11 protein-coding genes are annotated in these 11515 nt (G+C 72.7%); 6 read left to right on the top strand and 5 right to left on the bottom strand.

Features of this window, described 5'->3' with window-relative positions; all coding sequences use genetic code 11:
- The first annotated feature begins 177 nt into the window (after positions 1-177).
- Positions 178-966: an IclR family transcriptional regulator gene (locus ACFY0P_RS49515; RefSeq protein ID WP_388929095.1), complete on the top strand. Its 789-nt coding sequence runs from the start codon at positions 178-180 to the stop codon at positions 964-966.
- 127 nt (positions 967-1093) lie between these two features.
- Here ACFY0P_RS49515 and ACFY0P_RS49510 read toward each other — a convergent pair whose 3' ends face one another.
- The gene (locus tag ACFY0P_RS49510; RefSeq protein ID WP_388929094.1) at positions 1094-1408 is read right to left on the bottom strand and encodes a DUF5955 family protein; all 315 of its coding nucleotides are present in this window, start codon (positions 1406-1408) and stop codon (positions 1094-1096) included.
- Positions 1409-1563: 155 nt separating this feature from the next.
- Between ACFY0P_RS49510 and ACFY0P_RS49505 the strand changes: the two genes are divergently transcribed.
- Positions 1564-2163: an NTP transferase domain-containing protein gene (locus tag ACFY0P_RS49505; protein WP_388929093.1), complete on the top strand. Its 600-nt coding sequence runs from the start codon at positions 1564-1566 to the stop codon at positions 2161-2163.
- A gap of 184 nt (positions 2164-2347) precedes the next feature.
- The gene (gene aceB / locus ACFY0P_RS49500; protein WP_388929092.1) at positions 2348-3970 is read left to right on the top strand and encodes a malate synthase A; all 1623 of its coding nucleotides are present in this window, start codon (positions 2348-2350) and stop codon (positions 3968-3970) included.
- A gap of 6 nt (positions 3971-3976) precedes the next feature.
- On the opposite strand, the gene ACFY0P_RS49495 is transcribed toward aceB, so the two are convergent.
- From ACFY0P_RS49495 to ACFY0P_RS49480, 4 genes are all read right to left on the bottom strand, one after another.
- A complete protein-coding gene (locus tag ACFY0P_RS49495) occupies positions 3977-4264 on the bottom strand; it encodes a SelT/SelW/SelH family protein (RefSeq protein WP_388929091.1) in 288 nt (95 codons plus the stop codon).
- Positions 4265-4321: 57 nt separating this feature from the next.
- Complete coding sequence (locus tag ACFY0P_RS49490; protein ID WP_388929090.1) at positions 4322-5227, bottom strand: HipA family kinase; 906 nt, start codon at positions 5225-5227, stop codon at positions 4322-4324.
- A 67-nt stretch (positions 5228-5294) separates the two neighbouring features.
- Positions 5295-6110, bottom strand: coding sequence for an SDR family NAD(P)-dependent oxidoreductase (locus tag ACFY0P_RS49485; protein WP_388929089.1), 816 nt, complete (start codon positions 6108-6110; stop codon positions 5295-5297).
- A gap of 42 nt (positions 6111-6152) precedes the next feature.
- The gene (locus tag ACFY0P_RS49480) at positions 6153-7706 is read right to left on the bottom strand and encodes an IucA/IucC family protein (protein ID WP_388929088.1); all 1554 of its coding nucleotides are present in this window, start codon (positions 7704-7706) and stop codon (positions 6153-6155) included.
- Positions 7707-7799: 93 nt separating this feature from the next.
- Between ACFY0P_RS49480 and ACFY0P_RS49475 the strand changes: the two genes are divergently transcribed.
- The 3 genes from ACFY0P_RS49475 (at position 7800) to ACFY0P_RS49465 (ending at position 11478) form a co-directional block, all read left to right on the top strand.
- A complete protein-coding gene (locus tag ACFY0P_RS49475) occupies positions 7800-9314 on the top strand; it encodes an IucA/IucC family protein (RefSeq protein WP_388929087.1) in 1515 nt (504 codons plus the stop codon).
- Positions 9315-9388: 74 nt separating this feature from the next.
- On the top strand, positions 9389-10651 hold the full coding sequence (locus tag ACFY0P_RS49470) for a VWA domain-containing protein (RefSeq protein WP_388929086.1): 1263 nt from the start codon (positions 9389-9391) through the stop codon (positions 10649-10651).
- On the top strand, positions 10651-11478 hold the full coding sequence (locus tag ACFY0P_RS49465; RefSeq protein ID WP_388929085.1) for a hypothetical protein: 828 nt from the start codon (positions 10651-10653) through the stop codon (positions 11476-11478). Before ACFY0P_RS49470 ends, ACFY0P_RS49465 begins: the two co-directional genes overlap by 1 nt.
- Positions 11479-11515 lie beyond the last annotated feature (37 nt).

Genomic DNA, 11515 nt, shown 5'->3' with positions numbered 1-11515 from the left:
GCTCCCGCGCCGTCAAGGGCACACTGCATCCCAGGGCCCGACAGGCGCCCACTCTGGACGTTTCCACAAAGCGGAATTACACTTCCGGCAAGCAGAACGTAGCTAGGTACGACCAGGGAGTCAACCGACTGCCGGGTAGGCTTCTGCCCTTCCCGCCAGTCCCGAAAGGAACGCGCCGTGCCGACGTCCAGCGCCAGCACCAACGACTCCGCCAAGTCCGGCGGCGGCGTCCAGTCCCTCGAGCGCGCCTTCGATCTGCTGGAGCGGATGGCGGACGCGGGCGGCGAGGTGGGCCTCAGCGAGCTCTCCGCGAGCAGTGGGCTGCCGTTGCCGACGATCCACCGGCTGATGCGGACGCTGGTCGCCTGCGGCTATGTACGGCAGCAGCCGAACCGGCGGTACGCGCTCGGCCCCCGGCTGATCCGGCTCGGCGAGTCCGCGTCGCGGCTGCTCGGTACCTGGGCGCGGCCGTACCTCGCGCGGCTGGTCGAGGAGACCGGGGAGACGGCGAACATGGCGCTGCTCGACGGGGACGAGATCGTGTACGTGGCGCAGGTGCCGTCGAAGCATTCGATGAGGATGTTCACGGAAGTGGGCCGCCGGGTGCTGCCCCACTCGACCGGCGTGGGCAAGGCGTTGCTGGCGAATGTGCCGGACGCCGAGGTGCGGGCGCTGCTGGGGCGGACCGGGATGCCCGCGGCGACGGAGAAGACGATCACCACTCCGGAGGGGTTCCTGGCCGCGCTGGCGGAGGTGCGGGAACTCGGGTACGCCGTGGACGACAACGAGCAGGAGATGGGGGTGCGGTGCCTGGCGGTGTCCGTGCCGGACTCGCCGACCGCGGCGGCCATTTCGATCTCCGGGCCTGCGGGGCGGGTCACGGAGGCGGCGGTCGAGAAGATCGTGCCGGTGCTGCAGCAGGTGGCTGTCGAGTTGTCCCGGGCGCTTGCGAGTTCGGGGGCCTGAGGGGTTTCAGGGGCCTAAGGGGCAGGGACGACAGGAGCGTTGGCGGGTGCGGGTGCGCGGGGTCTGGTCGCGCAGTTCCTCCCCCAGCCTTCGGCCGGGGGTACCCCCAGCGCCCCTGACGAGGCGCTCAGCGTCTCGGCGTTTCACCGAACAGGTCCACCGCCTGCCGTACGTCCGACAGGCCCCGGGACAGTGCGCTCATCGAACCGATCGCGCCCGCGATCAGTAACAACGACCGGCGCAGGCGGGGGATCTCCGGGATGCCGCCCGTCGCCATCGCCGCCAGGGCCGCCAGCTCGTCCTCGGCTATCGCGCGGTCCGGGAACTCGGCCGGGTGTGCGGCCAGTTCGCGGCGCAGCCGGGAGACCGCCGTGCGTAGTTCCGTCACCCTCGGATCCTCGTCGCTGCCGGTCACTGGCCTCTGTCCCAAGCTCCGCAACACAGCTCTCCCCCCTCGCCAGGTGCCCCTGAACGGTGGTCGGGCGCCCGGGGACGCGGGTCAGTAAACGCCCTCCCGTACGGAAAGCGCTACAGCGCGGACCGAATTTCAGCCCTCAGGAACCGGCCGCCCGCTCCGGCGTCGGGTATGCAGGACGCATGACGGACACGCACGACCAGATCGCCGGCCTGCTGCTCGCCGCCGGCGGTGGCAGACGGCTCGGCGGGCGGCCCAAGGCGCTGCTGACACACCGGGGGCGGCCGCTGGTGGAGTACGCGGTCGGGGTGCTGCGGGCGGGCGGCTGCGGGCCGGTGCACGTGGTTCTGGGGGCCGGCGCGGACGACGTGCGGGCGCGGGCCGGGCTGGACGGCTGTGTGGTCGTGGAGAACCCGGACTGGGCCGAGGGCATGGGGTCCTCGCTGCGGGTGGGGCTGGAGTCGCTCGCCGGGGCGGGGGTGCGGGCGGCCCTGGTGTCCCTGGTGGACCAGCCCGGGATCGGGGCCGCGGCCGTGGCTCGGGTGCTCGGCGGGTACCGGGACCGGAACTCGCTGGTGTCGGCCGCCTACGACGGGGTGCGCGGCCATCCCGTCCTGTTCGGCTCGGCCCACTGGGCGGGGATCGCCGCGAGCGCGACCGGGGACCGGGGCGCCCGCGCCTATCTCAGGGCCCACGAGGAGGCGATCACGCTCGTCGAGTGCGGGGACGTGGCCGAGCCGTACGACATCGACACGGAGGCGGACCTGGGCCACCTTGAGTGAACGGGGTGGCACCGAGCGCCACCTTGGCTCGACCCGGAGAATCTCGACATCAACAAACCATTGAACTTCCACAATGAGGAAACTAGTATCCACTGTTCAGAAGCTCCCGGCCCCTGATCGGGTGCGCTTCGCTCTACCCGGAACGACTGGCACCCGGTGCCACCGCTGAAGGAAGTGACAGCTCATGTCCGCACCAGCGCCGTCTCCGCTGGCCATCGTCGACGCCGAGCCCCTGCCCCGGCAGGAGGAGGTCCTCACCGACGCGGCGCTCGCCTTCGTGGCCGAGCTGCACCGGCGGTTCTCGCCGCGCCGTGCCGAACTCCTCGCCCGCCGCGCCGAGCGCCGCGCCGAGATCGCCCGCACCTCGACCCTGGACTTCCTCCCGGAGACCGCCGCCGTCCGCGCGGACGACTCCTGGCAGGTGGCCCCCTCCCCCGCGGCGCTGAACGACCGCCGGGTCGAGATCACCGGTCCCACCGACCGCAAGATGACCATCAACGCCCTCAACTCGGGCGCCCGGATCTGGCTCGCGGACTTCGAGGACGCCTCCGCCCCGACCTGGGAGAACGTCGTCCTGGGCCAGCTGAACCTGATCGACGCCTACACCCGGAACATCGACTTCACGGACCCGGCGAGCGGCAAGTCGTACGCCCTGCGCCCGGACGAGGAGCTCGCGACGGTCGTCATGCGGCCGCGCGGCTGGCACCTGAACGAGCGGCACGTCGAGGTCGACGGCGAGCAGGTGCCCGGTGCCTTCGTCGACTTCGGCCTCTACTTCTTCCACAACGCGCAGCGGCTGCTCGACCTCGGCAAGGGGCCGTACTTCTACCTCCCGAAGACCGAGTCGCACCTCGAAGCCCGGCTCTGGAACGACGTGTTCGTCTTCGCGCAGGACTACGTCGGCATCCCGCAGGGCAGCGTCCGCGCCACCGTGCTGATCGAGACGATCACGGCCGCGTACGAGATGGAGGAGATCCTCTACGAACTCCGCGACCACGCCTCCGGGTTGAACGCCGGCCGCTGGGACTACCTGTTCTCCATCGTGAAGAACTTCCGTGACGGCGGCCCCAGGTTCGTCCTCCCGGACCGCAACGCGGTCACCATGACGGCCCCGTTCATGCGGGCGTACACCGAACTCCTCGTCCGCACCTGCCACAAGCGCGGCGCGCACGCGATCGGCGGCATGGCGGCCTTCATCCCGTCCCGTCGGGACGCCGAGGTGAACAAGGTGGCCTTCGAGAAGGTGCGCGCCGACAAGGACCGGGAGGCGAACGACGGTTTCGACGGCTCCTGGGTGGCCCACCCCGACCTGGTCCCGATCGCCATGGAGTCCTTCGACCGGGTCCTCGGCGACAAACCGAACCAGAAGGACCGGCTGCGCGAGGACGTCCACGTCGAGGCCGCCGACCTGATCGCGGTCGACTCGCTGGAGGCCAGGCCGACCTACGCCGGTCTGGTCAACGCCGTCCAGGTGGGCATCCGTTACATCGAGGCCTGGCTGCGTGGTCTCGGCGCCGTGGCCATCTTCAACCTCATGGAGGACGCGGCCACCGCGGAGATCTCGCGCTCGCAGATCTGGCAGTGGATCAACGCCGGCGTCGAGTTCGAGAACGGCGAGAAGGCCACACCGGAGCTGGCCCGCACGATCGCCGCCGAGGAACTCGACGCCATCCGCGCGGAGATCGGTGACGAGGCCTTCGCGGCCGGCCACTGGCAGCAGGCCCACGACCTGCTGCTCACCGTCGCCCTCGACGAGAACTACGCGGACTTCCTGACGCTGCCCGCGTACCAGCAGCTGCGCGGCTGACCCGACCTAGTCCTGCGCAGCCTTGTCCGAGTGGCCCAGGGACTTCCCCGGGGCCACTCGGTCGCGTACGGCCTGCTTCACGGCCGTGGGCTCGGGGAAGCCCTGTTCGCGCCGGTCCCACACCACCTCGTCACCGACCCGTACGACGAAGACGCCGCCCTTGCCCGGCTTCAGCGCCAGCTCCGTCAGCTCGGTCTCGAAGGTGGTCAGCAGCTCCTGCGCCAGCCAGGCCGCCCGCGGCAGCCAGCGGCACTGGGTGCAGTACTCGATCTCCACGCGCCGACTGTCACTCATCGCTGTCTCTCATCCGAACTGTCTCTGAACCGAACCGCCGCTCATCCGGACCGCCGCTCATCCGAGGTGCACCGACCAATCCTGTCGGGCAGCGGGCTTGCCGTGCAGGTCGGGAACCCGCTTCAGCCAGGCCGGGCGTCCCTGCTGGGTCCTGGCCGCGCGGGCGGCCTCCTCGGCCGCGAGCTGGTCGCGCCCCGGGAAGTCGGTGGGGAGCCACTCGGCGGAGGCCCGCACCCGGGCCAGCAGGTAGCCGACGTAGGCCTCGCGCATCTCGTCGGGCGTACCGAAGTCGGTGAGCCAGGCGTCCGGGACCTCGGCGAGGACGTCCCGGAGCAGTTTCTCGGTCACTTCGGGCGCGAGTTCGGCGTCGGCGGCCCGGGTGTCGGGGCCGTACCGGCCGAGGGCGTGATGCCGGAAGTCGTACGCCTTCCCCGGGGCCGAGGTGTCCCAGCGGTGGTGGAAGACGAGGGCGGCACCGTGGTCGATGAGCCACAGGCGCGGGGGTGCGATGCCGAAGGTCGGCCAGACCATGAGGTTGGAGCTGTGCACCGTACGGTCGACGTTGACGGTGAGCGCGTCCAGCCAGACGATCCGGCCCGCCTCCAGCGGGTCCACCGGGAAGACCTCGGCGATCTGCGGGGTGAAGTCCTCCGCGCCGGGCAGGAAGTCCATCCCGAGGTTCACTCCGCCGCTGGCCTCGTGCAGGTCGCGCACCTCCTGATGCGGCTCGTCCCCGGCGATCGCCGGGTCGAAGTGCACCAGGACCAGCTCGGGGAACCGCAGCCCGAGCGCCCGCGCCAGCTCCCCCACGATCACCTCGGCGACCAGCGCCTTGCGCCCCTGCGCGGACCCGGTGAACTTGACGACGTAGGTGCCGAGGTCGTCGGCCTCGACGATGCCGGGCACCGAGCCGCCGGAGCGCAGGGGGGCGACATAGCGGGTGGCGGTGACCTCCCTCAGCATGCTCGCCCCTCGTTCTCCGGCCTCGGACGTGAAGTGACCAGCGTAACCGGGCCTGACGGTGCGCGGCTCAGTGGTCGCCGTCGCGGCTCTCGACGCGGAAGCCGAAGGGCACCGTGCCCGGGTCGAGGGCCGTGATGCCGCCGTCGACGGTGAGGGTCGCGCCGTTGACGAAGGACGCGGCGGGCGAGAGCAGCCAGGCGATGGCCTCGGCGACCTCGGAGGGATCGCCCGGACGGCCGGCGGGCGCCAGCCTCGTCGCCTCCGTGTAGGCCTCCTCGACCCCGCCGGCCATGCCCTCCGCCGCCGCGAAGCGGGCCATGCGTCCGTCGGCCATCTCGGTGCGGACCCAGGTGGGGCACACCGTGTTGGCCCGCACGCCCCGGCTGCCGTAGTCGACGGCCACCGAGCGGCACAGCTGGAGGAGCGCGGCCTTCGAGGTGGCGTACGCGGCGTTGCCCCAGCCGTTGCGCAGCGCCGCGACGGAGGCGACCGCGACGACCGCGCCGCGGGTCTCCAGCAGGTGCGGGAGGGCGGCGCGCAGGGTCAGGAACGGGCCGGTCAGGTTGGTGCGCAGCACCTCGTCCCAGGTCTCGTCCGAGAGGTCGCCGACCGCGCCGCTGCGGCCGATGCCCGCGTTGAGGACCAGTCCGTCGAGCCGGCCGTGGCGGGCGACCGCGGTGTCGATGAGGTCCTGGATCGCCGCCGGGTCCGAGAGGTCGCCGGGGTGCGCCAGCGCGCCGGTCTCGTCGGCCACCCGCCGCAGCGGGTCGGGCCGCCGCCCGCCGATGACGACGTGGTGTCCGGCGGCCCGCAGCAGCCGGGCGGTGGCGGCGCCGATGCCGGTACCGCCGCCGGTCACCACGACAACTCGCTCGTCACCCATGACGGTCGGCTCCTCGTCGGCAGGGGATCAGGCGCTGTGATCCTAGGCCGGTCCCCCTTCGGTCCCCGCGATTTCAGGCCAGGGGACGGCCAGGGGATTCGGCAACGGCAGATAGCGCGCGTCGGCGCCGTCCGCACCGGTCCAGCGCAGCAGGAGGTTGGTCTTGCCGGGCAGGGTCGGGGAGGCGAGCAGGTCGGTCACCTCCGGGAGCGGCTGCCGTGCCAGCTCCCGCCGTGCCGCCGGCCACGGGTCGAACCCGGGGTGGCGTTCGGCGAGCGCGGCGGCGACCTCGGTCAGGTGGTTGACGACCAGGCAGTACACCAGCCGCTCCCACCCGGCGGCCCGGTCCACGTCGGCCAGCAGTTTGACCCCTTCGGCGTCCCGGTACAGCGCCTGCACCGGCATGCCCTCGGCGTCGACGGCGACCAGGGTGTTCTGCAGGTGCGCCTCGAGGACGACGCCGTGCTCGGCGAAGGCGGTCAGGGCCGGGGGTACGACCGCCCGCAGATACGCCTCCCACCAGGCACCGGGGTCCGCCGCCGCGGCCAGCGGGTCGCCGTCGAAGCCCTCGACCAGGCCGGCGGCGAGCAGCGGGGTGGCCCCCGGCAGCAGCGGTCCGCGCAGCCCGTCCCGGACGAGCACGGCGAGCTCCTCGAAGGCGAAGCGTGCGGTGCGGTAGCCGCGGTCGCCGAGCCAGCCCGCGGGGCCGCCCATCGCCGTGAACGCGGCGGTCGCGGCCGCGTCCGTGCGGCGCAGTTTCCGCAGGTCGTGCGCCCAGAGGCGGCGGATGTCGTTGGTGATCCGGACATCCAGGCTGAACTTCAGGAAGAGATCCCGCTCCGGCTCGTACACCGTGCGGATGGCGGCGGTCGGCCAGGTCGTGAAGCCGGTTTCGCCGAGGCGCAGCAGCCGTCCGTCCGCGAAGGCCGGGGCGAGGTCGCGGGCGACCAGGTCGAGCTGCCAGGGGTGGGCGGGCAGCAGCCGGTAGCCGTCCGGTACGGCGGCCGGCGCGGCCAGTGCGTCCAGCGCGGCCGTGTCGCCCTCCTCCACCACCTCGTCCTCGCGGACCGCGAGCAGCACCAGCGGGAACCGGGCGTGCGCCTCGGGGGCGTACGGCAGCCAGGCGGTGACCGGGCCGCCACCGCGCGCCTTGGGGGCGGGGTGGTAGGGATGGCCGGTGATGAGGGACTGCTCCGAACGCACATACGGGTCGTCGGGCGCCGTCGCCCGAGCGCGTGCCGTGAGCAGCGCGGCGACCGCGTCCCGGCTGTCGATCATCTCGGTGGGCAGGTCGCCGTTGGACAGCCCGGTGTGTCCGCGCAGTTCCTCGGCGACGAGTTTCACCAGTTCGGCGTGGCCGAGGCGGTGCCAGGTGCCGTCCGCGTGCACCTCGGGAGCGGTCGGCCGGCGTTCGCCGCGCACCCGCAGCAGCCGTCCGCCGCCGGGCAGCCGGTAGACCCGCGACGGCCCTTCCCCGGCGTCCGGGAGCGGCTGGGCCACCTCCCGCAGCAGGCAGTTGAGCAGGGGCGCGGCAGCGTACGCGTCGGCTTGTTCGCCGACCGCGTCGCTGAGGGGCATGAGATCCACGCGTTCCATTCGTTCGCTACGTCCACACAGTCCGATCCTGATCAGTATGTCGCTCGGCACCGGTCATCATGACCGTCGTACCCGTCCCCGAGGAGCTCTCCCGTGCACCGTCCCTCCCCCATCGAGACCCGGCTCGCCGCGGAGCTGGCCGAGGCGCGGCCGGACCTCGTCGAGCGGTACGAGACCGAGCTGCCCGGTGCGCGGGCGGCGGTGCTGACCCGGCTGTGGCGGGCGCTGGCGCACGAGCCGCTGCCGTGGGTGGCGCGCCGGGTGCGCGGGGCGCACAGCCTGGCCCTGCGGCTGGCCGACGGGCGGGCCCTGCACGGCCCGCGGGCGGATCCGTACGCCACGCACGCGTACGTGACCGCCGTGCGTCTGGACGGGGTGGCGTACGACGATCCGGCGCGGTTGACGACGGACCTGGGGTGGCCGCACTCGGCCGGGTTCGCCGCCGAACTCGGGCACAGTGTCGCGTCGTTGGCGCTCTCCCGCGCGGACCGGGAGTTCTCCGTCAAGGACCCGGAGGAGTGGCCGGACCGTGACTGGGAGTGGGAGCAGCGGGTCGTCGACGGGCATCCCTTCCACCCCAACTGCCGTTCGCGGCCCGGTTTCTCGGCGGCCGAGCAGCTCGCGTACGGGCCGGAGCACCGGCCGGTCGTCCGGCTGGAGGCGGTCCCGGTCGCGGCCGGGGACTGCCTGCTGACCGGCGACTGGCCGGACGAACTCCGGGACGGTGAGCGGCTGTTGATTCCCGTGCACCCCTGGCAGCGTGACCACGTCCTCAAGGGCGGCTCCGCCGGGCCCTGGCGGGACGCGCACCCGCTGATGTCGCTGCGCACGCTCGCCCTGGCCGACGAGACACATGTGAAGACCGCGCTCAGCGCCCGGCTGACCTCGTCCGTGCGGGACATCTCGGCGTACTCGGTCGGCGCGGCGGTCACGTTGTCGTCGTTCGCCACGGACCTGGCGGACCGCACGGACGGACTCCTGCACGTCACCCGTACGCTGGGCGCGGTGACCGCCGGCTCCCCCGACCTGGCGGCGCTGTTGCGCGAGTCGCCGCAGGCGTACGCGGCACCGGGCGAGCGCGTCCTCCCGGTGGCCGCGCTGGCCACCACCGGTCTCCCCGCATCGCCTTCCTGGCTGGCCGAGTTCACCCGCCTGGCGCTGACGGTGGGGCTGCGGCTGCTGGACCTGGGCGTGGCCCTGGAGGCGCACGGCCAGAACCTCCTGGTCGTGCTCTCCGAGACCGGCGCCCCGCTCCGCCTGGTCTACCGCGACCTGGCCGACATCCGGCTCAGCCCCGCCCGCCTCGCCCGGCACGGCATCGCCCCGCCCGGCCTGACGGGCCGCCTGGTCACGGACGACGAGACGACCCTGCGCCGCAAGCTGTTCGGCTCCCTGGTCGCGGGCGCGCTCGCGAGCACGGCGGGTTCGGGCCCGGCCCTGGCGACGGCCCTGGAGACGGCCGTACGGCACCTGCCCGCCACCCCCGACCTGACCGCACTCCTCGAAGGCCCGCTGCCCACCAAGGCGTTGACCCTGATGCGGCTCTCCCCGGAGGTGCCCGGCGACCAGTGGACGGCCCTGCCGAACCCGCTGGCCGCCCTCCGTTGACCTGCCGGTCATTCTCCTTCACCGGTGCGGACCTCGTTTTGGAGCCCGGCACCTTTGATCAATAGGATCCGCCGATGATCAGAACACATCGGCCGGCGGCAGGAGTCTGCGCTCTGCTCGCCGCCCTGGCGGCCGGGATCGCGTTCCCCGGCCATGCGGTCGCCGACGAGACCGAACAGGCCGCTCCCAAGGTGGAGCTCGTGCTGGACGTCAGCGGTTCCATGCGGACGGCGGACATCGACGGCGGGACGCGCATGGCCGCGGCCAAGCAGGCGTTCAACGAGGTGCTGGACGCGACGCCCGAGGGGGTCCAGCTCGGCATCCGCACGCTGGGCGCCAACTACCGCGGCAACGACCGCAAGGAGGGCTGCAAGGACACCGCGCAGCTGTACCCGGTCGGCACCCTGGACCGCACCGAGGCGAAGACCGCCGTCGCCACGCTCTCGCCGACCGGCTGGACCCCCATCGGCCCCGCGCTGCTCAAGGCGGCCGACGACCTCCAGGGCGGCGACGGGACCCGCCGTATCGTCCTGATCAGCGACGGCGAGGACACCTGCCAGCCGCTGGACCCGTGCGAGGTGGCCCGCGAGATCGCCGCCAAGGGCGTCGGGCTGACCATCGACACCCTCGGCCTGGTGCCGGACGCCAAGACCCGCGACCAGCTCAGCTGCATCGCGGACGCGACCGGCGGCACGTACACCTCCGTCCAGCACAAGGAGGAACTGACCGACCGGGTCGGCCAGTTGGTGGACCGGGCGGCGGACCCCGTGGTCACGCCGGTAGCTACCGAGGGGACGGACCAGTGCTCGTCCGCGCCCGCGCTGAAGTCGGGGCTGTACACCGACCGTGAGGAGTTCGGGCAGCAGCGCTGGTACAAGGTCGACGTCGACCCCGGCCAGGAGCTGCGCGCTTCGGTGAGCGTCGCGGCCGACCGGGCCGTCAACGCCGACTACGGTGTGCTGCTGCGCGCGGTGACCGTGCACGGGCGGGAGATCGTGCGCGGCGAGGCGTCGGGGGTGGGCCGTACGGACGTCATCTCGACCGGGCTGCGGTACCCGAAGGCCGAGAGCGACGACGAGGACACCACCCCGGAGACCGTCTGTCTCCAGGTGACCAACTCCTTCTCGGCCGCGTCCGGGGTGAAGACCAGCCCCGGTCTGCCGGTCGAGCTGACGGTCGACGTGGTGGACGGGCCTTCGAAGGCGAGCGATGTCGCCTCCTTCGGTCTCGGCCGCGGCTGGTGGCTGCTCGGCGCGCTGGTGCTGACCGGCTTCCTCGCGGGTCTGGTGTGGGGCTGGGTGTCTCGCTGGCGGGTCGCGGTCTGGAGGACCAACTGATGGGGATCACACGTGTGCTGAGCGCCGCCCTGCTGGCGGTGGGCCTCGCGGCGGGTCCGGCGGCAGCCGACTCCTCGCCCTCGCCGAGCGCCTCGCAGGACAGCGGCGCGCCCACCCAGGCGGGCACGTCCTTCCGTACGGCGGCCGAGATGGACCAGGGACAGCAGGCGACGGCCAGCGGATCGACCGGCGACTACCTGTACTGGTCCTTCCCTGCCGACGCCGGCCAGCGGCCGGACGTCAAGGCGACGGTGAAGCTGCCCGACTCGCACGCGGGACAGACCTGGCAGCTCGACGTGTACGACGGGCTGCGGCGCCGGCAGGCCTGCCAGTACGGCGCGCAGACCCGCACGGCCGCGCAGGGCGCCACGTCGGTGGAGCTGGCCTGCGTGATGCGCACCGTGCGCGCCTGGTCGGAGCCGTGGGCCGACGACCCGCTGCCCGGCACGTACTACATCCGGCTGACGGTGGTGGATCTGGCCTCGGCCGACCTCGGTCAGCCGGTGAGCGCCGAGGTGAGGGTGGACGCCAAGGACATCGGCGGTTCGGCGGCGGTGGACGGTTCGCTGGCCCAGCCGCTGGTGCCGGGGATCGCGGTCAAGTCCGGGTCGGACGGGGACAGTTCTTCGTCCGACGACACTTCTTCGGCCACGAAGTCCGCGGTGCTGTCCAGCATCGAGCCCGACGACGGCTGGTCCTCCGGCTGGTGGAGCGACCGCTGGGTGTGGACCGGGATCGGCGGCGTGCTGGCCGCGCTGGCCGGGATCGGCGGGTACGCGCTGACGCGGGGGTCGGGTCGGCCGTCACGTGTGCCGCCGGGCGCGTGATCCGATACAGAACCTGGTGACTGGGCCCCGCTCGCGG

This window comes from Streptomyces sp. NPDC001714 (assembly GCF_042892755.1).
Lineage (GTDB): Bacteria > Actinomycetota > Actinomycetes > Streptomycetales > Streptomycetaceae > Streptomyces.
The sequence above is the reverse complement of the archived record's forward strand: the minus strand, read 5'-3'. Positions and strand labels throughout refer to the sequence as shown.